A 19714-nucleotide genomic window follows, 5' to 3' on the forward strand; every position below is an offset into this window, starting at 1 on the left:
ACTTGGAAACTCTGGACCTCGCCCCCGTCAACCTGCGCGACCTCGGCGGCCTGCCCGTAGACGGTGGCACCACCCGCCCAGGTGTGCTGCTCCGCAGCGATGACGTTTCGGTCATGCCTGCCGCTTTCGCCCAGCAAATGATCGACGACGGCGTCACGTCCGTCATTGATCTCCGGTCCCCCGAAGAGGCGCTGTTCACCGGGCGTGGACCCCTCACTGTGCCCGGCGTGAGCTACCACCACCTCGCATTGACGGCTTCCGTTTCATCGCCAGAGGACATCAGCCACGAAATAATGTCCTCCACCACTACTCCTGAACATGTGGGTGCCTGGTACGCGAACCTCCTTGAAACCCAGGCCCGGCAGCTCGCCCTCGGCGTAACCCTCGTGGCCATGGCGGACGGCGCAACTGTCTTCCACTGCGCGGCAGGCAAGGATCGTACGGGAGTGTTCGCCGCCGTCGTGCTTTCGGCCTTGGGCGCCACTCCCGAAACCATTTCCGCGGACTACGCAGTCACGGCCACACGCTTGCCACAGCTGTTCCCGAGGCTCCGCGCCATCATGGGCGGACTCATGCCGGACCGGGTCCTGGACGAGAAAGCTATCAAAGGCATGGGTGCCATGATGGGCGCGCACGTGGAGTCGATGGAAGCCATGCAAAACGTGCTGATTGAGCGTCATGGGAGTGTGCTGGCGCCGATCCGCAAGGCCGGACTAACCGACGCGACTATTGCGCAGCTTCATGAGCGACTGGTGGTTGCGGATGCATGATTCCGTAGCAGTTGCTGAGCGGCGGCCCGGGCGGCCACGCGACACCGCGCTGGAGTCCACCGTCCTGTCCGCCACGGTGGAACTGTTGCTGGAACGGGACACTCGCGAAGTCACTGTCTCGGCGATCACCGAGCGCTCGGGCGTTAGCCGGGCAGCGCTCTACCGGCGCTGGAACAGCCGCGAGGAACTGCTGGCCGCGGCGTTGGATAGCGTCCGATCCGGTATTGGCCTGAAGCGCGCGACCACGACGCTGGAGACCATCCTCAACTCCTACGAGGAAGCCACGATCGACGTCGACGGCCGCGTCGGTGCGCTGGTGAAAAAGCGTGTGGCCATGGGCCTGGAGAACGACGATCTCCGCGCCCTCTCATGGGACCGGCATGTCTCCCGGCGGCGGGAACCCATCGCGGCGGAGATCCGGCGGGGTATCTCCACAGGAGAACTGGCGCCGGACGTGGACGTCGAGGCCATGATCGACCTCATCAACGGACTGTACTACTACCAGTTCGTAGTGCGCCCCCCAGGTTCCGATGCTGCCACTGCTGCTGAGACACGGGAACGCGTCCGCAACGCGGTGAAGCTGGTGTGGGAGGGCGCGCTGCGTCGGTGATTACTCCTCGAAGTGGGTTGTGATCTTACCCGAGGAAACGGCCGCGATGATGGACCGGGCCAGGTGCCGCAGCTTGATGTTGCGGTTGCTCGAGGCGGTGCGGAGGATGGTGAACGCCTCTTCCTGGCTGCAATGGTTTTGGGCCATGATGGCGCCCACCGCAAGGTCAATGACGGTGCGCGACTGCATCGCGGCGGCGAGGTCGTTCCGGGCATCGCTGAGCTGGGCGATCTTCAACGCAAGGCGAAGCGACTTGGCAGCGTGCGACGCGAAAACCTCTGCCCTCTCCACGTCGTCCGGGCCGAAAGCGTGGGTGCGTTCCGAGTAGAGGTTCAGTGCGGCACGGGTGTCGCCTTCAACCAGGAGCGGCACACTCAGGATGGATGCGAGGCCCTGCTGTGAAGCGGCTTCGACATAGTCCGGCCAGCGATGCTCGCTTGCGAGATCCGGGACCAGGACGGACGTGAGCTTATCCATGGCCGTCAAGCAGGGGCCGTCATACTCGCTCTGCAATTCATCCATGACGCGGGCGCGCTCATCGCTGCTGGCCGCCGTGGCTGATTTCTTTCGGCGCAACACCGTGATCCCGGAGAAAACGGGGTCCGTTCCGTGGGAGAGGCTCTCGGCGGAGAATGCCGCTAGATCTGTGAGGAACGCCTCGACATCTTCGCTGCCGAGGACCAGATCGAGGAAGTATCCGTTGCGGAGAGCTTCCTGCTCGGGGCGGGGGTTAGACATATGAGACGTTCCTACTGACTGAAATGCGTCCCCAGCAGACAGCAAAGGAGCGAAAATTGCCGCCCTCTGCAAAACGGTCTGGAAATACCTTATCGCCCAACGAACGACGGTACAAAGTTCAGCCCGTGACGGCTTGACCTGCACAGACACGACCCACTTACCGCCTTCCTGTCAAGTCAGTGCAGGGTGTCGCTTTGTGCAACAACTAAGTAGGCTTACTATGTGAGCCGGGTTCGATCCCGGACCATTTCTGCAAAGGAGTCATCTCATGGGCGTCGAAGACAGCATCCGCAAGGCCACCGAAAACGCGATGGAAGACCTGGCGAACACCTCCAAGCCAGTGAACGACCAGCAGGTTCCCGAGCCGGGCGAGAAGGACGACGATATCCAGGTCCACTCCTCCATCAGCGAAGGCTCCAATGCCATGGACGAGGACCTTTCCCCAAAGCCCACGGGTCGCCGTCGCGCGCCGGGAGAACCCGACGGCGGGACTCGCGCCGCGTCATCGGATTCCGACGGCGGCACTCACCGGGGCGACGACGTCACCTCTGACGCCACGTCCGAAGCCTCCTCGGGAGACGTCGCAGGCCCAGCCGGCTTGCCCAGCAGCGACCCCGACGATCTGCGCGCAGACCCCTCCGAGGGCAGCGGCGACCCCTCGACCAGCCTGGGCCGGGGCTAAGCGTATTCCGGCCCCGTCTGATCGCAGTCCGTAAGCTGTGGGCATGCTCCCCCACCCCACCGACCGGCTGCGCTTCCGCGAGATGACACCGGATGATCTCGACGCCATGAGCGCCATGCTGGGCGACCCCGACGTCATGACGTATTACCCGGCACCGAAATCCCGGGACGAAGCAGCGGCCTGGATCGACGGGAACCAGGCGAACTATGCGCAGCACGGCTACGGACTCTGGATCGTGGAAACGCACGCCGGCGACTTCGTCGGAGACTGCGGGCTGACATGGCAGAAGGTCAACGGCAGGTCCGAGCTTGAGGTTGGCTACCACGTCCGCCTGGACCTTCAAGGCCGGGGTTACGCCACGGAAGCAGCTACGGTCTGCCTTGAATATGCGCCGGACGTGGTCGGCGCGAGCTCACTTGTCGCCATCATTCATCCCGAAAATGCCGCCTCCCGCCGGGTCGCTGAACGGATCGGCATGCGCCACATCGAGGATGACACGGACGGGCCGGTAACCCGGACCGTGATGGGTGTGCAGCTGGCTTAGCTACCGCTTCCGGACTCCCCCATCAAGCGAACCGAGCGTCCGTGTCCGGGTCCTTCCGGGTGTCCAGCATCCCCGCGATCTTCCCTTCCAGCGCCGCGACCGTGGCCTCGGGAAGCACGATCAACCCGTCGAGTTCCTTGCGTGCACGCTTGTATGCGGTCTGACGTTCGGCAGGGGTCGCGGCGGTGTCTTCGGCAATGCGCAGCAGCTTGCGCGCGGTCGCCAGCCGTTGGCGTTCGGGGCCGCTGAAATTGCCGTCCTTGATGCGTCGGGCTTCGCGCTCGGCGACATCGAAAGCGAGTTCGTAACTGTGGACCGCTGCACGATATTGAGCCAGCCGGGCCGGCGTCGTGATGTCCTCCGGCGCTGCGGGCCTCAAGCCGTCGGCCTCTTTCTTGGCCTTGAGGAAGGCGACCGTGAGGGGCTCGCGCACATCGGTCATGAGGGGGAAGTCGATGAGGTTGCCGACGTCCAGCTCGTAGTCCAGCCATCGGTGGTTCACGGAATCGTGGGCGGCTATGAGCGAGACGACCTCTGCCTGGTTGGCTTCCTCGTGCACGGCGAGCTGGTTCCTCAGCTTGAGCAACTCCACCTTGCGGCGGTGCCGCTCTTCGCTGGCCTTGGACCACGACCTCGCCCAGCCACCAGCCATGCCGCCAATGGGAAAGATGAGCCACCAATAATGACCAAGGAAATCGAAGAGGGGTTCCACCGCTCCATCCTCCCACCGGCCCGGACGGGCACTCAACAGGACGGGCACTCAACAGGACAGGACCGCTCGCTACTATTCCCCTATGGACCAGCAACTGCACTTCATCACGTTTGCCACGCGGGACCTCGACGCCGCCCGCGCGTTCTACAAGGCCGGCCTCGGGTGGGAACCGCTCATGGATGTCCCTGGCGAGATCCTCTTCTTCCAGGTTGCGCCGGGCCTGGTACTCGGCCTGTTCGACGCCGAAAAGTTCGACCAGGACCTCAACAACACCACCGCCACCTCCGGAGTCAGCGGAGTCACCCTCTCCCATAATGTCGGCAGCGCGGAGGACGTCACCAGCACCATCGATGCCCTGGTCGCAGCCGGCGCCATGCTGCTGAAACCCGCCCAGGCCGGCGCGTTCGGCGGCATCTTCCATGGGCACGTCAAGGACCCCAACGACATCGTCTGGGAAATCGCGCACAACCCCGGCTGGAAAATCAACGACGACGGCACGGTGGTTTTCGGATGAGCACGCACACTTCAACGGAGGACGTCATCAACAACAGCGAACGGGTCCAGTTCGATACCTTCCTGGACGAGCACCGTCGGGCTCTGAACGACAGTCTCGATGGGCTCACTGAAGAACAGGCACGACGGCGGCTGGTCCCGTCCCGGACTACGCTGCTGGGCCTGGTGAAGCACGCCACCTTCGTGGAAAAGGTGTGGTTCGACGAAGCCATCACGGGCCGGTCCCGTGCCGAAATAGGCATCCCGGCGTCGCCTGACGAGTCGTTCATCCTGGATGACCAGGACACGATCGCCAGCATTCGGGCAGCCCATGTGGAGGCATGCGAAGCATCCAGGAGAGCGGCGGCGCAGCTGGCCTTGGACGATCTTGTCCTCGGAAACCGCCGCGGCCCGCTCCCGCTGCGTTGGGTGTACCTCCACATGCTCCGGGAGCTGGCCCAGCACTGCGGTCACGCCGACATCCTGCGCGAACAAATCACCAGCGCCGACGCGTAGGGCGGGTCGAGTTCGCTGGAATGCCGCGAGTTCGCGGGAGGGGACCCTGCGAACTCGCACGCTTCCCGCGAACTCACCGGGACCCGCCGAAAATCCGTTGACACGTGACCAAATAGTCACCTATTCTGAGGCCATGGACACCGTGTTCAAGGCGCTGGCAGACCCCACCCGCAGGGAACTCCTGGACGAACTGTTCCGCGAGGATGGCCAGTCTGCCTCCGCCTTGGGAGCACGTTTCGAGATGACCCGGTTCGGCATCGCTAAGCACCTCAAGCTGCTCGAAGATGCAGGGCTGGTGGTTACCCGCCGTCGTGGTCGTGAAAAGCTGCATTTCCTGAACCCGGTCCCCATCCGCCTCATCCACGACCGCTGGGTGAGTAAATTCGCAGAACCATGGGCCGCTGCACTCAGCGACCTCAAATCCAGATTGGAAAGTCCCATGGAAAAGATCTTCGAGATTTACATCAAGACCACACCGGAACGGTTGTGGGAGGCCATCACCAACAGCGAGATCCGCAGCAAGTACCAGTTCGGGAACACCCTGACCTCGGACTGGACCCAGGGCGGCCACTTCGAAATGCGGAACCCCAAAGCCGATGCGCCGCTGGGCGAGGGCGAGAACATCGAGGTTGATCCTCCGCGCAGGCTCGTCCAGACCATGACCGCGCTGTGGGGCGAGGATGTGAAGGCCGAGGGCACGTCCCGGATCACTTGGGAGATCGAACCGGTCGGCGATTCGTGCCACCTCACCGTCACGCACGATCAACTCCGCGAGGGCGCCAACGACCAACTGTACGGCGGCTGGCCCATGATCCTCTCAGGCTTGAAGACCTGGCTGGAGACCGGCGAAACCCTCACCACACCCGGCTCACTCATGTACGCGTAGCCGACCTAAGCGACCTGAACTTCAGTAAGCCACGCCGCCTGCAGTGTGCCCAGCAGATGCGGAGCAAAGTCCTCGCCGATGGAGAGCACCACCCGGCAACGGGCACCGCGTTGTTCCGGGAAACCGGCGTACTGTCCACGAAGGTCGCACACCGTTTGGCCGCGGCCGGGTCCGTCCGTGGTGTCCACCTGGACGCGAACGGTGGGAGCTGAGGCCAGCTCCACTCCCCTGACGGCGATGGCTGCGGCCAGGGGGTCGTGCATGGCCGAGCATGCACGGCCGAAGATGTCGATGTAGAAACCGAAGTAGTACCCCAGCATTTCACCGAGGGCCTGCGAAACCGGGTGATCGTTTGCGAGCAGTTCCTGCCGGTGGTTTTCCTCCAGGACATTGGTCATGGTGACATCCAAGGGCACCATGGTGACGGTCCAGTCGGCGGCCAGGACTTCTGCCGCAGCTTCAGGATCGTTGGCGATGTTCGCTTCGGCCACGGGCGTGATGTTGCCCGGAGCCAGCGCGGCGCCGCCCATGATGGTGAGCTCGGCGACCAGTTCCGGCAACTTGGGTTCCAGCCGCAGGGCGTCGGCGATGTTGGTCAGCGGACCGATGGCGACCACCCGCAACTCCCCTGCGTACTGGTGTGCCAGTTGGACCAACAGCTCCGCTGCCGAGGCCGTGACAGGCTCCCGGTCTGAGGGCGCCAGGTCCACCCCGCCAATCCCATTGTCGCCGTGGACGTGCGGAGCGCCCCCATGGAACGTGCCCACTTGGGGATCGTGCGCACCGACGGCCACGGGGATGTCCGGGTGGCCTGCCAGGTTCAGCAGATCCAGGGTGTTCCGTGCGCCACCGGCGGCGGAGACGTTCCCACTGACGGTGCCGATCCCCACCAGGTTGGCCCGTGGGGTGGCCAGGAGGTAGGCGAGGGCCAGGGCATCGTCGATGCCGGTGTCGCAATCAAGGAAGAAGGGTGCGGGCTGGGTCATTGAGGTCTCTCGATTCGGGTGAAGTGGACTGTGGTGAAGCGGCAGTGGGCGGCCCGCATTAGGTGGGAGCCGGCGTCGTGCGTTAGATCTTTTCGCCTTTCGGCGCTGCGATGAACAGGCTAACAATGAACGCCAGCGCTGTGATGGACACCGAAATCCAGAGGGCCGTGGAGTATCCGGCCGCAGTGCCCAAGCCGGCGAACGGCGCAACAATCACGACGCCGAGGCTCGCCCCGATCCCGAAGGAGGCGCCGTTGATGCCCGGCAACGCGGCCGGCGCTTCCTTGGGCGAGAGCAGGACGGACAGGCCGTTGATCGCGGTGAGGAAGAAGCCGTTGTAGAAGATGCCCAGTGCGGCGATGGCGATGAGGACTGTGACCTGGTTGTGCGCAAACAGTGCGGCCACGATCGCGCAGGCGAGGCTGGTGGCGGTGCCAACGCGAACGGTCTTGATCCAGCCGCGACGGTCGGCGATCCAACCGGCCAGCGGTGCAGCGAACACGCCGATCAACGCGGCGGGGGTGAGGAACAGGAGCGCCGCAACGGACGCGGAGAGGCCGAAGCCGTTTTCCTTGTCCTGGCTGAGCAGCACCACGGTGAAGTTGATGATGGCGAAGATGCCGGCAAGCGTCAGCACGGTGGTGGCGATAACGGGCCACACTTGGCGCGAACGGAGGTGGTGGACTGCAACCAACGGGGTTTCGCGCTTCTTTTCGATGAGCCAGAAGGCCGCGAAGGACGCGATGCTGCCAGCCAGCAAGCCGAGGGCTGCCGGTGAGGTCCAGCCTGCGGAGGAACCCGTGGATACGAAGTACGTGATGAACACCAGGAACACGGACAGCGATCCCGCTCCCCACCAGTCCATCCGGCCCGGAGCGACGGCGGACTTGCCGCCCGGGACCACTTTGATGACACAGACGACGGCGATCGCGGCCAGTACCAGCACGGCGACGAAAATCGACTGGAAGCCCAGGGTCTCTGCCATGAGCCCGCCGAAGTAGCCATCCACGCCACCGACGCCACCGTTGATGGCCGCGATAATGCCGATGGATGTACCGAAGAGCCGGGCCGGCAGGTACTCGTTCAGGACGATGTAGGAGAGAGCGAAGATGGCGCTCGAAACACCCTGCATGAAGCGGCCGGCCACCAGCAACGGCAGGCTCGGGGCGAAGATGCACAGCACCGTACCGGCACCCATGATCGCCAGGACCAGCAGGAGTGCGTTGCGCCGGCCGATGAAGTCGCTCCAGCGCCCGATCACTGGACCTGAAATGGCACCAGCAAGGAAGAACATGGATTGCACTTGGGCTACGGCTTCCGGGGACTCACCGAAGAAGGAGCCGATGTGCGGGAGGGCAGGGGTGATCATGCTGGCGTTCAGCTGGAACGCCAGGACGGCAAGCACCAGGGTGGTGATCAGCAGGGCGGCGGCCTTGCCCTGGACGCGACCCGCGTCAGTCTTTGTGCCGGCTGCTCCGGTGTCGGCTGAGGCTGGGGACTGCGGGTCTCCAGCCTGCGTGCCTGTGGCGGTGGGGATGTTCACATCAAACTCCTTTGTCCGAGGGCGCGGGGCGGCGCCACGAGATGTGAGTTGTTATACAAGCATGTATTACGAGCTTGTGCAACCTGTCACATCGATCCGGTACAGTATCGGTAACCCATCCCAAGTGAGGCACCCTTGACCGACAACGCCGTCAAATTCCTGTCCCGCCCCATCGCTACCCAACCAGGGCAGCCGTTGCGCGTCGCGGCATACTCCCGCATCGCCGAGGCCATCAGGACCAAGGTCCTGCCGCCGGGCTCGTTGCTTCCAACGGAGACAGAGTTGGGCATCATGATGGACGTCAGCCGTACTGTGATCCGGGAAGCGCTGATGCTGCTGGAAGAAGACGGCCTCACCCGCGCCCGCCGAGGGGTGGGCCGCTTCGTGGCAGATTCACTGCCACGGATCGGGATCGAACACATCCGGCCCTTCGATCAGCTACTTGGTGGCCCGGACCAGGACATCCAAGTTAAAAGGGTGGCCGCCATCAAACAGCCCGCCTCGGAATTCGTGGCACCGGGTGTGGGCGTGGAGCCGGCCCAGGACGTCTGGTTCTGGGAAAGCGTGCTCATCCGCGACGGCGAACCCGTGGCCCACCTGCAGGAAAACGTGTCGCAGGAAATACCCGAAGCCGCTCCCCTGACAGAGGCCGCGGAAGCACCAACACTTTCTGCCTCCACGCTGCTGGAAGTACTGGGCGGGCTACCCGGCGTGACCCTTGGCCCCGGCGAATGCGAAATCAGCCTCAGCACCGCGGGTCCAAGCCGAGCCAAACTCCTGGGACTCCGCCCCTCCGATCCTGTACTGGTCCTCACCCAATACGTGCGCCGGAACGGCTCCCCCTTCTACCTCGCCAAATGCCTCGTAGCCGCTAAGGCCGGGCACCTTTCCGTCATCCAGTCCTCCTGAAACCTTCCCGAAAAGGACCTCCCATGAGCACGCCCGTTCAGTCCTCCGCGCCCACACTCACCGTGGTGGGCAGCATCAACCTCGACATCACGGCCACCGCCAGCCGGCTCCCCTCGCCGGGCGAGACGGTGGGCGGAGCTGTCCTGCGGCAGCAACCAGGGGGCAAGGGCGCCAACCAGGCAGTCGCCGCAGCCCGGCTCGCAGGCAGCTCCCGCATGGTGGGGGCAGTAGGGCGGGACGACGCCGGGCGGACACTTCTGGAGGCAATGGCCGGTGCCGGCGTCGACGTTCGGGACATCGCTGCCGTGGACGAAGCCACCGGCACCGCGCTGGTACTGGTGGACAGCGACGGCGAAAACCAGATCGTCGTGTGCCCCGGCGCCAACGCGTCCGTGAGCCTGGAAAACGTGAGCTTTGGCGAGGACGAGGCCGTCTTGTGCCAGCTCGAAGTGGACCAGGAAGTTGTCCTCGAGGCAGCACAGGCCACCAAAGGATTCTTTGTGCTGAACGCAGCCCCCGCGGCACCCATCCTTCCTGAACTGCTGGAGCGTTGCGACCTGGTGATCGTGAACGAGACCGAATATGAGCTGATCCCCGCGCTGAAGAACGCCCCGCTGGTGGCCGTCACGTACGGTGGCGACGGCTCGGCGATCTTCGTCGACGGCGAACGGGTTGCCGAAGCTCCCGCCGTGCGTGTCACGGACATTGCCAACACCATCGGAGCCGGCGATGCCTTCTGCGCCGCACTGGTCCTGGCGCTGCAAACCGGGCTCGACTACGCTCACGCGCTGGCCGTGGCAAATGCTGTTGGCGCGGACGCAGTGCGTGATGCTTCGTCCCAGCCTGCGCTGAAGTCACTGGAGCACTACATCGAGGCGACGCGGACCTCGCTCGCGTCAGGTTCCGCCACTGCATAGTCCGCCGATTGCGTTTTTGCCGATGTTATCGAGCCCCATCGCTCTCGGCTGCTACGATTGCTACGGAGGCTAACCATGACAACTATTCCCCACCGCGAACTGCGCAATCAAAGCAGCAAGATACTCGAACGCGTCAAGAACGGTGAGGTCATCGACGTCACCAACAATGGCGAGGTCGCCGCTACGCTTATTCCGCCGTCCGCATCCCCGTTCGAGCGTCTCCTGCGAGCAGGCAGCGTGCGGCCAGCCTCTGATTCGCCAGTCGATTTTCGTATCCTGCCGCGGGTTCAAAGTGAGATGTCCACGGCCGAGATTCTGGCCGATCTGCGTGGCGATCGGTGATCGTCTACGCCGATACATCCGCGATTCTGAAGCTTGTGGTGGAGGAACGCGAATCCGTGGCACTGGCCGCCCACCTCTACGATGTCCGTGCGGCCGGCGGCCATTTGGTGACGTCAATGCTCCTCTATACCGAGCTTCATTGCGCAGCACGCCGCCGCAACCTGCCCTTTGACCAAGTCAACAATGTCCTCACGGGCATCAATCTTGTTGATGTCACTCGCTCGGACCTAATGTATGCCTCGGCCCTCCCCGGGAAGCTCAGGAGCGCAGACGCAATCCACCTCGCAACCGCCATCCGATTGCAGGCGGACGCGGTGGTGGCCTACGACCAAGAACTCCTCATGGCTGCGAAGGAGTCCGGGCTCATGACTGCGTCACCGGGAAATTAGCGCTGCTACCCAACGATCCGGAAGTCGTCGAACTCCCCGGTGGCCTCGGAAACCTGGAAGTCGACGTTCTCCACCCGGCCCGGGGCGTTCGAGGAATGGAGCCAGCTCGTGAAACGCTCAACACGTTCCACGGACCCCTCGGCCACGAGTTCCACCGAACCATCTGAAGCGTTCCGCACGGTCCCTGTGAGCATAAGTTCGTCGGCACTCCGGGCAGTCCAGTAGCGGAAACCCACGCCTTGCACCACGCCGGAAATGCGTGCGGTAACCCGGACCGTGTCTGCTGCCATGGACCCACCTTAACGAGTCCCGCCCTTGTTGGTCACGCACCCCGTACAACGGGAGGCGCCACGAACAAGGGCGGGATCCAGCAAAGGAAAGAGCTAGCCGACCACGATGTCCCGGGTCACGTGGTTGTACGTGATGGTGACGGGACCGCCGTCGTGGTTCAACTCGTGGTTGGCACCGTCGCGGGCACCGAACGCACCGTAGTTCTCATCCCACGAACGGTTCAAGGCGATCTTGTAGGTGTAGTGCCCGGCCGGAAGATCAGCTGTCAGCGTCCACACCTGCACCAACGGGTTGAACTCCATCTGGGCTTCGTCGTACTGCGGCGCCCAGTCCTCGGGTGCGCCCAGAATGGTGTTGAAGTCGCCCGCAACCGCGACGGCATCGGGCTGCGGGACGGTCTCGACGGCGGGAGCCGCCGCAGCTTTCGACGGCGCCTTGCGCGGTGACTTCTTCGCGGCCGGCTCCGCCTTGGCAGCAGCCGCCCTCGCTTTGGGGGCCGAGACCTTTGCAGCGGCAACCTTCGGCTCAGCCACTTCATCAGGAGCCGCTTTCTTGGCTGCAGCGCGTTTGGTAGCTGCCTTCTTCGCCGCAGGCTTCACAGGCGGGGCGGTCGGAACCGGAACGTCGGCTGGTACCGGAGTTCCGGCGTCGAGCGCTGCCGCGAAAGCCGCCACATCAGGGAAAGCGACTGTGGCGCGCAAGCCGTCCTCGGGAATGGTCCACCCGGACCGGCCCTTGACCAGCCACCCAGCCTTGACCAGTTTCGCCGAAGCCGATGTCAGGGTCTTGTGGCCGCGGGGAATACCGCCGCTCAGGAGCTCGGCTTCGTGATCGTTGAACGGAACGCGGGCGATCGCCTCGGCCAACACCTCCCCGGCGTTCAGCGAAGTTCCGGCCCACACGCTCTCGGCGAGGATGTCCAGTACGGCCTTCAGACGAAGGTTGGTGTTCTCGGCGGTGTTCGCGCCCATGCTTCTCCTTCAACGGTGGTTACTCCACAGCAGTTTGCCAATGATTTGTTAATTCCCACGACTGCTGAAGGTAAACACCGTGTGTCGTGACCGAGTGTGACATCACATTCGCCGCAACTGATCTACGGGTCTCGGCTGCCGTGCCCAAGCGAGCCTCAGGGGTGCGGAACGGAGGATTTAACCCACTCCGTAACCTCGTCCAACAGCGCCGCTTTGCGGGCGTCGCTGGCGAACGAGGACCGGATGGAGTTCGCGGCCAGGGTTGCCTGCTCCGGTACCGAGAATTCCAGGACCTTGACCAACTGCTCAAAGTTGTCATCCACGTACCCACCGAAGTAGGCGGGGTCATCTGAATTCACGCAAACGTTTAAGCCGATGGCGAGCATTTCCGGGAGCGGATGGTCTTCCAGCTTGTCCACCGCGCGCAGGCGCACGTTGGACAGCGGGCAAACGGTCAGCGGCACCTGCTCGGCGACGAGCCGCTGCACGACGTCGGTATCTTCCATGCAGCGGATGCCGTGGTCGATCCGTTCGACGTGCAGGACGTCCAGCGCCTCGGTGATGTACGACGCCGGTCCTTCCTCGCCCGCGTGTGCGATCCTGCGCAGTCCGGCCTCGCCCGCGCGCTGGTACAGGCGTTCAAATTTCGACGGCGGATTGCCCACCTCTGCGGAGTCCAGCCCGATGCCGGCGATGGGTGCGTGCATGGCCAGGAGCTGGTCCAGCACCTCAAGGGCCGAATCCTCGGACATATCCCGCAGGAAAGCTGCAATGAGGAGGGTCGAAACGCCGAAGTCCTCTTCCGAGGTAGCCAAGGCGTTGGCCACGCCGTTCACGCAGGTTTCCAGGGCAACGCCGCGGGAGACGTGGGCTTGGGGGTCCATCATGATTTCCGCATGGCGAACTCCCCCGGCTGCCGCCCGCTCCAGGTAGGCGCGGGTCATGTCGGTGAAGTCCTGCTCGGTCTGCAGGACTGCCATGTTGGCGTAGTAGAGGTCCAGGAAGGACTGCAGATCGGTGAACTCGTACTTTTCGCGGAGTTCCTCGATGTCTTCGTACGGCAGTTCCATGCCGTTGCGTTCGGCCAAAGCAAAGATGAGCTCTGGCTGGAGGGTCCCTTCGATGTGCAGGTGCAGTTCGGCAACCGGGGGCGCCGTGGTCGTCGTTTTCTCGCCAAAAGTTTCCACCCGACAACTCTAGGCCCCATCGGCGCACGTGTCCCGGAGCACTCAACTTGGTTCTCAAGCCCGGCACCCTCAAACTGAAAGGATGCAGACTTTCCTCCCCTTCGCCGATTTCCGTGAGAGTGCCGCGGCGCTCGACACTTCAAGGCTCGGCAAACAGCGCGTCGAAGCACTCCAGGTCCTCCGCGCGTTGGTGATCCCGGAGTACGGTTGGCAGTCACACCCGGCCGTGCGCATGTGGATGGGCCACGTCCCGGCGCTCACCTTGTACGGGCTGGCGATGGCCGACGAGTGGATGGAGCGGGGCCACCCGGACAACACGCGCACCAATATCGCGGAGTTCGCACCTCAGGCCGCCCACCCGGACTACGCCTCCAGGATCATCATGCCGCCATGGCTCGGACACGAGGACCTGCACCTCAGCCACCGCTCCAAGCTGATCGGCAAGGACCCCAAGTTCTACACGCAGCTGTTCCCCGGCACCGACGAAAAGCTGGAATACGTGTGGCCGGAACCCAAGCACGAGTTCCACCCCGAGGAACCCGAAGAGGACAGCCTCTGGATCCTGCGCGCCCCGGCGGAGGAAATCCGTCCCGAGCAGCTCACCACGGTCAGCATGCCCCCGCACGGGAAGTCGAAGCCCGTTTCGGACACCGACGATTACGAGTTCGTGTACGCCGAGGAGAAGTCCCGCAGGCAGGTTGGTGGGCCCAAGAAGCGTCCCGCCGCGCCGAAGGAGAAGAAGCCCACCCGCAAGCGCCAGGCCCAGGATCAGGCGTTCAACACGCTTCCCGGCAAAACCGAGGTTGCCGTCCCGTTCGACGGCGGCCAGGTCTTCGCCGTCGGCCTCATCCAGGGACGCCCCATCACCGTTGACGGACGCTTCGCCCGCGACTTCGAGGTCACCAACGTGATCAAGCGCTCCGATTTCGACTACCCGGCGCTCCTGCAGGATCCCCGCGTGTTCTTCCGGGTCCCGGCGCCCGCGCTGTAGCTTTTGCTCGTTCACGACGGCGGCAGCCGGGTTCCGTAGCTAGGGGACCTGACTGTCGCCGTCGCTTGTTTGTGAGACGGTGGAGGCACGCACCTAACCGGGGAGGGCCATGGATTTCCAGCACATCATCGAAGCAGTCGGCCGGTACATGGACTTCGCCGGGGTGGCGGTGATGGTGATCGGCGCCTTGGTGTCCATCCCCATGGCCCTCCGTGGATACCAACCCAAACGCGCCAGCGGCCTGGAACCGTTCTCCCCGTACCGCGCCTACCGGCAGTTGTTGGGCAGGTCAATCTTGCTGGGCCTGGAACTGCTGGTGGCCGCCGACATCATCCGAACCGTCGCCGTCACCCCCACCTTCGAGAGCGTCGGGGTATTGGCGATCATCGTGCTGATCCGGACTTTCCTGAGCTTCTCGCTGGAACTCGAAATCACCGGGCGTTGGCCGTGGCAGAAAGAGAAGACTTCATGACCGGGGCATGGGTTCCGGACATACTTGGTGCCGGCTTTGAGCAACAGACCTTGGAGCTCGACGGCGGCGCTGTCGCCACTTTGGTGAGGTACGTCGGGGCGCCGCCTGAAGTGGGCGGGCTCGATGCGGATGTCCTGTACGTGCACGGCTGGTCCGACTACTTTTTCCAACGCCATGTGGCCGAGTTCTGGCATAACGCCGGCGCGCGCTTCTTCGCCTTGGACCTGCACAATTATGGCCGCAGCCTCCGGCCCGGACTGGTTCCAGGGTTCGTTACCAGCCTGGACGACTACGACGCCGACATTGACGCAGCGCTGGAGGCCATGGGCCGTTCAGGCGCTTCGGAGCGGCCACTCATTCTGTTGGGCCACTCCACCGGAGGACTCACCCTCAGTCTCTGGGCTGCCCGCCACCCTGGCATGGCTTCGGCACTGATCCTCAACAGTCCCTGGCTGGAGTTCCAAGCTACCGAACTCGGCAGACGCGCTATCGCGCCCTTGGTGGGACTCCACGCCCGGCTTCATCCGTTGGCGCCGCTGCCACCGGTGGACCCGGGCATCTACACCCGGGCCGTTTCCGCTTCGTTGGACGGCGAGTGGGATTACAACCTTGAGTGGCGTCCGGACCGCGGATTCCCCCTCACACCCGCGTTCCTGGATGCGGTGTTCCGTGGACAGGCGACTGTCGCGGCCGGTCTGGGCATCGACGTTCCGGTGTTGGTGATGCTCTCGGACAAGAGCTACTTGCAGCCAAAATGGTCCGCCGACGCACTCACCGCGGACGTGGCCCTCAACGTCGACGCCGTAGCCCACCGGTCACTTTCCCTTGCGGACACCGTCACCATCAGCCGGCTGCCGAACGCGCTCCACGACATCTTCCTGTCGCCCGAACCCATCCGGCGGGAAGCCTTTGCGCGGATCGTTCGCTGGCTTCCCGCAGCCCTGCAGCCACACGAAGCAACCTTGGGGAACGCCAGGACCGCAGGCGCGTAGCCCACGAGTCCCCCGTCCAGACAGAACCCAGCCCTTGTTCGTCAGCCTCACCGTAGAACGGCAAGGCACACAAACAAGGGCGGGATTTGTGGGCGGGCGAGGCCTACTTCCCCAGTCCTGCCCGACGCAGCGCCTCGGCCATTGCCGTGTTGGCGGGCGCGGGTTGGGATTGCTGAGGCTTGCCCTGACGCTGTCCACCCTGCTGGGGGCGACCCTGGTTACCCCGGCGATCGCCCTGACCTCGCTGAGCGGGCTGGCCGCCGCGCTGGCCCTGCTGTCCCCCAGGACGCTGGCCATCACCTGAAGACGCCCGCCGGAGGTGCGGCCGCCCCCGGTGCCGGGTTCGTCGTCGAGCCTCAACGTCAGTGAGATGCGTTTGCGCTCGGGATCCGCCTCAAGGACCTTGACCCTGACCACTTGGCCGGACTTCACGATCTCGCGCGGATCCGACACGAACTTGTTGGACAGGGCCGAGACGTGGACCAAACCGTCCTGGTGCACTCCCACGTCCACGAACGCGCCAAACGCGGCAACGTTGGTAACAGTGCCCTCCATGATCATGCCTGGCTTGAGGTCGGAGATCTTCTCGATGCCTTCGGAGAACGACGCCGCTTTGAACGCCGGCCGGGGATCACGGCCCGGCTTCTCGAGCTCCGACATGATGTCCTTGACCGTGGGAAGGCCAAAAGTGCCATCAACGAAGGCCTGCGGGTCCAAGGCCGTGGCGGGTCCTCCGCCGGCGGCGACCAGGATCTTTCGGGCCACGGAGTACGCCTCGGGGTGAACGCTGGAGGCGTCCAGTGGCTCCGCTCCCCCGGTAATCCGAAGGAATCCTGCGCACTGTTCGAAGGCCTTTGCGCCCAGGCGCGGCACCTTCTTGAGGTCGCTTCGCTTGGCAAACGGACCATTCTCGTTCCGGTAAGCCACGATATTTTCGCTGAGCAGCGGCCCGACGCCGGCCACCCGGCTGAGCAGCGCCGGGGAGGCAGTGTTGACGTCCACACCCACGGCGTTCACACAGTCCTCCACCACGGCATCCAGGGATCGATCAAGCTTGGCGGCGGTGACGTCGTGCTGGTATTGCCCCACACCGATGGACTTCGGCTCAATCTTGACCAGTTCCGCCAGCGGATCCTGCAGGCGGCGGGCAATGGACACGGCACCTCGGAGCGACACATCCATCCCCGGAAGCTCGGAAGCTGCGAGCGCGGATGCTGAGTACACGGATGCTCCAGCCTCGGAGACCACCAGCTTCTGGATTCCCTTGGACCCGGCTGCCTCAAGGGATTTGATGAGCTCGGTTGCCAGCTTGTCCGTCTCCCGGGAGGCCGTCCCATTGCCGATCGCCACCAGTTCCACGTTGTACTGTTTGGCGAGCCGGCCGAGGGTGGCCAGTGCTTCGCCCCACTTCTTCGCGGGTGCGTGCGGGTAGATGGTGTCTGTAGTGACCACCTTGCCGGTTCCGTCTACCACCGCGACCTTGACCCCGGTCCGCAGTCCAGGATCCAGGCCCAGCGTTGCGCGGTTTCCCGCGGGGGCGGCCAGGAGGACGTCGCGCAGGTTGGCAGCGAAAACGCGCACGGCTTCATCTTCCGCGTCGGCGAACATTCGACCACGAAGGTCCGTTGTGAGACGGTCCAGGATACGTCCGCGCCAGGCAAGCTGAGCGGTCTGTGTCAGCCAGGTATCGGCGGGCCGGCCCTGGTTGGAAACACCCAGGCACTTGGCCACAGCGTTCTCATACTTACCGCGGGCGGCGGCCAGGGCGTCGTCGTCGGCGGGGTCGGCTTCGGCGAGGTCCAGTTCAAGGACGCCGTCCTTCTCACCACGCAGGAGTGCCAGCACGCGGTGCGACGGCATCCCCGACGGCACCTGGGTGAATTCGAAGTAGTCCTTGAACTTCTGGCCCTCGGCCTCCATGCCTTTCTTCACGCGGGACACCATCCGGCCCTGCTTCCAGAGCCGTTCGCGGAGGTCCTCAGCCAGGTCCGCATCCTGCCCGACGCGCTCCACCAGGATGGCTCGCGCACCCGCAAGCGCTGTGGTGGCGTCCTCGATGGAGTGCTCGGCATTCAGGTATTTGGCGGCCTCGGTGGTGGGATCCAGCTGCGGGTTGGCAAGCAGGGCGTCAGCGAGTGGTTCCAACCCGGCTTCGCGGGCGATCTGGGCTTTGGTGCGGCGCTTGGATTTGAAGGGAAGGTAGATGTCTTCCAGCCGCGCCTTGGTGTCAGCACCGACGACGGCGGCTTCCAGTTCCGGGGTCAGCTTGCCTTGGGCGGCAATCGCCTCGAGGACGGACTTGCGCCGTTCTTCCAGTTCCCGCAGGTACCTGAGGCGCTCCTCAAGGTCGCGGAGCTGGGTGTCATCGAGCGTCCCGGTGGCTTCCTTGCGGTAGCGGGCGATGAAGGGAACGGTGGATCCGGCGTCGAGCAGTTCCACCGCGGCTTTGACCTGCCAGGCTTTGACGCCGAGTTCCTCGGCGATCTGGGTGTGGATGGCGGAGTCGGCTGACTGGTGTTGGAGATTTGAAGTCACCATGACAGTTTGCCTCACCCGGCCGACAGTTTCAGGTCCGGCATCCTGCGGGCCTATCCCTGCGGCCCGGTTAGTGGTGTAGTTGGAGCAAAAGACGGGCCGCGAGGCGTTCCCCCGGAAGGGGTGCCTCGCGGCGGCTGGGGATGGTGACAGGCTGCCCGCGATAGGCGGGGCCTAGTGGGCCATGTGCTCCTTGGCGGAGATGTGCTCCACCATTTCACCGAGGCGATCTTCCGCGTAGTGGTGGCGGGCAATGTCGCCCTGGCTGATGATGCCCACCAGTTTGTGGTCGCTGATGACCGGCAGGCGCCGCACCTGATGCTCTTCCATCATGGCAATGGCGTCGTCGACGTTGGCATCCGCGTCAACCCAATGGGGCTTGCCTGTGGCGAGGTCCCCGGCACGGACTTCCCGGGCGTCCTTACCCTCAGCCAGGCACTTGACCACAATGTCGCGGTCGGTGATGAAACCAGTGAGCTTGCCGTCCCGGCCGCAGATGGGAAGTGAGCCGCAGTCCAGGTCCCTCATCAGCATGGCGGCATCCTGAAGAGTTTTATCCTCTTCGATGCACTGGCAATCCGTTGACATGAATTCACGTACGACACTCATGGATCCTCCTTCATCGATTGGATTACCGACGCGGGGCCTTGGGGATGAGTCTTTCGGCTCAGCGCCGATGAAGCCAAGCCTACGCTCGATCGGCCTCTTCAGCGATGTCCTCGGCCCACAGTTCCGGGTGCTTTTCCTGGAACGTCCGCATCATGTCCACGCACCGGGGATCGTCCAGAACCACCACCTCAACGCCGCGTGACCGGAGGAGGTCGAACTCGCCGGGAAAGGTCTCCGCTTCGCCGACTACCACCCGTGGAATCTTGAACTGGATGATGGTTCCCGTGCACATCGCGCATGGCGCCAAGGTGGTGTAAAGGGTGGTGTCGCGGTAGCTTTTCTGCCGTCCCGCGGCGCGCAGTGCGGACATCTCGCCGTGCGCAATCGGATCGCCGTGCTGCACGCGTTCATTGTGTCCGGTGGCAATAACCTCGCCGTCACGGGCCAAGGCAGCTCCGATGGGGATCCCACCTTCGCTGAGGCTCTTTTGCGCGGCCTGGAACGCGGCTTCAAAAGCCGGGTCAGCGCTTTGGGCTGTTTCAGTCATGCGTGAAGTCTAAATTGCTTCCACGCTAAATTGTCGGGGCCCGCTGATAGCTTGGCTGCAAGGGTTTAACCATGGCATGGAAG

The 19714-nt window shown here is 64.1% G+C and carries 23 protein-coding genes and 1 pseudogene; 14 read left to right on the forward strand and 10 right to left on the reverse strand.

Annotated elements, in window-relative coordinates; genetic code table 11:
• Window positions 1–2: 2 nt before the first annotated feature.
• Complete coding sequence (locus NEK97_RS04945) at window positions 3–770, forward strand: tyrosine-protein phosphatase (RefSeq protein ID WP_257368817.1); 768 nt, start codon at window positions 3–5, stop codon at window positions 768–770.
• Window positions 763–1380 carry a TetR/AcrR family transcriptional regulator gene (locus tag NEK97_RS04950; RefSeq protein WP_257368818.1) on the forward strand — a complete coding sequence of 206 codons (618 nt, stop codon included), beginning with the start codon at window positions 763–765 and terminating at the stop codon, window positions 1378–1380. The genes NEK97_RS04945 and NEK97_RS04950 overlap by 8 nt, the downstream gene beginning before the upstream one ends.
• Here NEK97_RS04950 and NEK97_RS04955 read toward each other — a convergent pair whose 3' ends face one another.
• Window positions 1381–2118 carry a GAF and ANTAR domain-containing protein gene (locus NEK97_RS04955; RefSeq protein ID WP_257368819.1) on the reverse strand — a complete coding sequence of 246 codons (738 nt, stop codon included), beginning with the start codon at window positions 2116–2118 and terminating at the stop codon, window positions 1381–1383.
• 268 nt (window positions 2119–2386) lie between these two features.
• Here NEK97_RS04955 and NEK97_RS04960 point away from each other — a divergent pair, with 268 nt between their 5' ends.
• Together NEK97_RS04960 and NEK97_RS04965 are read left to right on the forward strand one after the other, a co-directional pair.
• Window positions 2387–2800: a hypothetical protein gene (locus NEK97_RS04960; protein WP_257368820.1), complete on the forward strand. Its 414-nt coding sequence runs from the start codon at window positions 2387–2389 to the stop codon at window positions 2798–2800.
• 43 nt (window positions 2801–2843) lie between these two features.
• Window positions 2844–3344 carry a GNAT family N-acetyltransferase gene (locus NEK97_RS04965; protein ID WP_257368821.1) on the forward strand — a complete coding sequence of 167 codons (501 nt, stop codon included), beginning with the start codon at window positions 2844–2846 and terminating at the stop codon, window positions 3342–3344.
• A gap of 22 nt (window positions 3345–3366) precedes the next feature.
• Here the strand turns inward: NEK97_RS04965 and NEK97_RS04970 are convergent, their stop codons facing one another.
• Entirely contained in the window at window positions 3367–4056 is a 690-nt protein-coding gene (locus tag NEK97_RS04970; RefSeq protein ID WP_257368822.1) for a hypothetical protein, read from the reverse strand.
• Window positions 4057–4138: 82 nt separating this feature from the next.
• On the opposite strand from NEK97_RS04970, the gene NEK97_RS04975 reads away from it, so the two are divergent.
• The 3 genes from NEK97_RS04975 to NEK97_RS04985 all read left to right on the forward strand — a co-directional run bounded on the left by NEK97_RS04975 (window position 4139) and on the right by NEK97_RS04985 (window position 5950).
• Window positions 4139–4570 (forward strand): VOC family protein, encoded by a 432-nt coding sequence (locus NEK97_RS04975; protein WP_257368823.1) that lies wholly within the window; start codon window positions 4139–4141, stop codon window positions 4568–4570.
• Window positions 4567–5064, forward strand: a complete 498-nt coding sequence (locus NEK97_RS04980; protein WP_257368824.1) for a DinB family protein — start codon at window positions 4567–4569, stop codon at window positions 5062–5064. Before NEK97_RS04975 ends, NEK97_RS04980 begins: the two co-directional genes overlap by 4 nt.
• Window positions 5065–5197: 133 nt before the next feature.
• Window positions 5198–5950 (forward strand): metalloregulator ArsR/SmtB family transcription factor, encoded by a 753-nt coding sequence (locus NEK97_RS04985; RefSeq protein WP_257368825.1) that lies wholly within the window; start codon window positions 5198–5200, stop codon window positions 5948–5950.
• Window positions 5951–5955: 5 nt separating this feature from the next.
• Here NEK97_RS04985 and NEK97_RS04990 read toward each other — a convergent pair whose 3' ends face one another.
• Together NEK97_RS04990 and NEK97_RS04995 are read right to left on the reverse strand one after the other, a co-directional pair.
• Window positions 5956–6936 (reverse strand): nucleoside hydrolase, encoded by a 981-nt coding sequence (locus NEK97_RS04990; RefSeq protein ID WP_257368826.1) that lies wholly within the window; start codon window positions 6934–6936, stop codon window positions 5956–5958.
• 82 nt (window positions 6937–7018) lie between these two features.
• Window positions 7019–8479 carry an MFS transporter gene (locus NEK97_RS04995; RefSeq protein ID WP_257368827.1) on the reverse strand — a complete coding sequence of 487 codons (1461 nt, stop codon included), beginning with the start codon at window positions 8477–8479 and terminating at the stop codon, window positions 7019–7021.
• Window positions 8480–8614: 135 nt separating this feature from the next.
• Here NEK97_RS04995 and NEK97_RS05000 point away from each other — a divergent pair, with 135 nt between their 5' ends.
• From NEK97_RS05000 to NEK97_RS05015, 4 genes are all read left to right on the forward strand, one after another.
• Window positions 8615–9388, forward strand: coding sequence for a GntR family transcriptional regulator (locus NEK97_RS05000; protein ID WP_257368828.1), 774 nt, complete (start codon window positions 8615–8617; stop codon window positions 9386–9388).
• Between the two features lie 23 nt (window positions 9389–9411).
• Window positions 9412–10305: a ribokinase gene (locus NEK97_RS05005; protein WP_257368829.1), complete on the forward strand. Its 894-nt coding sequence runs from the start codon at window positions 9412–9414 to the stop codon at window positions 10303–10305.
• Window positions 10306–10380: 75 nt separating this feature from the next.
• Window positions 10381–10647, forward strand: a complete 267-nt coding sequence (locus NEK97_RS05010; RefSeq protein ID WP_235519096.1) for a type II toxin-antitoxin system Phd/YefM family antitoxin — start codon at window positions 10381–10383, stop codon at window positions 10645–10647.
• Window positions 10644–11036: a type II toxin-antitoxin system VapC family toxin gene (locus tag NEK97_RS05015; RefSeq protein WP_257368830.1), complete on the forward strand. Its 393-nt coding sequence runs from the start codon at window positions 10644–10646 to the stop codon at window positions 11034–11036. Before NEK97_RS05010 ends, NEK97_RS05015 begins: the two co-directional genes overlap by 4 nt.
• A gap of 5 nt (window positions 11037–11041) precedes the next feature.
• Here NEK97_RS05015 and NEK97_RS05020 read toward each other — a convergent pair whose 3' ends face one another.
• The 3 genes from NEK97_RS05020 to NEK97_RS05030 all read right to left on the reverse strand — a co-directional run bounded on the left by NEK97_RS05020 (window position 11042) and on the right by NEK97_RS05030 (window position 13485).
• Window positions 11042–11326 (reverse strand): acylphosphatase, encoded by a 285-nt coding sequence (locus NEK97_RS05020; protein WP_257368831.1) that lies wholly within the window; start codon window positions 11324–11326, stop codon window positions 11042–11044.
• A gap of 93 nt (window positions 11327–11419) precedes the next feature.
• Window positions 11420–12298: a glycosidase gene (locus NEK97_RS05025; protein ID WP_235519093.1), complete on the reverse strand. Its 879-nt coding sequence runs from the start codon at window positions 12296–12298 to the stop codon at window positions 11420–11422.
• Window positions 12299–12453: 155 nt separating this feature from the next.
• Window positions 12454–13485 carry an adenosine deaminase gene (locus tag NEK97_RS05030; protein WP_257368832.1) on the reverse strand — a complete coding sequence of 344 codons (1032 nt, stop codon included), beginning with the start codon at window positions 13483–13485 and terminating at the stop codon, window positions 12454–12456.
• A gap of 82 nt (window positions 13486–13567) precedes the next feature.
• Between NEK97_RS05030 and NEK97_RS05035 the strand changes: the two genes are divergently transcribed.
• The 3 genes from NEK97_RS05035 (at window position 13568) to NEK97_RS05045 (ending at window position 15940) form a co-directional block, all read left to right on the forward strand.
• A complete protein-coding gene (locus tag NEK97_RS05035) occupies window positions 13568–14476 on the forward strand; it encodes an MSMEG_6728 family protein (RefSeq protein WP_257368833.1) in 909 nt (302 codons plus the stop codon).
• A 109-nt stretch (window positions 14477–14585) separates the two neighbouring features.
• Window positions 14586–14948, forward strand: a complete 363-nt coding sequence (locus NEK97_RS05040) for a DUF1622 domain-containing protein (RefSeq protein WP_235519090.1) — start codon at window positions 14586–14588, stop codon at window positions 14946–14948.
• Complete coding sequence (locus NEK97_RS05045; protein WP_257369021.1) at window positions 14945–15940, forward strand: alpha/beta hydrolase; 996 nt, start codon at window positions 14945–14947, stop codon at window positions 15938–15940. The genes NEK97_RS05040 and NEK97_RS05045 overlap by 4 nt, the downstream gene beginning before the upstream one ends.
• 103 nt (window positions 15941–16043) lie before the next feature.
• Here the strand turns inward: NEK97_RS05045 and NEK97_RS05050 are convergent.
• From NEK97_RS05050 to NEK97_RS05060, 3 genes and pseudogenes are all read right to left on the reverse strand, one after another.
• Window positions 16044–18478: pseudogene (locus NEK97_RS05050) on the reverse strand (Tex family protein).
• A gap of 171 nt (window positions 18479–18649) precedes the next feature.
• Window positions 18650–19084 carry a CBS domain-containing protein gene (locus tag NEK97_RS05055; RefSeq protein WP_235519087.1) on the reverse strand — a complete coding sequence of 145 codons (435 nt, stop codon included), beginning with the start codon at window positions 19082–19084 and terminating at the stop codon, window positions 18650–18652.
• Between the two features lie 79 nt (window positions 19085–19163).
• The gene (locus tag NEK97_RS05060; RefSeq protein WP_257368834.1) at window positions 19164–19631 is read right to left on the reverse strand and encodes a nucleoside deaminase; all 468 of its coding nucleotides are present in this window, start codon (window positions 19629–19631) and stop codon (window positions 19164–19166) included.
• Window positions 19632–19714 lie beyond the last annotated feature (83 nt).

This window comes from Paenarthrobacter sp. UW852, from assembly GCF_024608385.1.
In the GTDB taxonomy this organism is placed as follows: Bacteria; Actinomycetota; Actinomycetes; order Actinomycetales; family Micrococcaceae; genus Arthrobacter.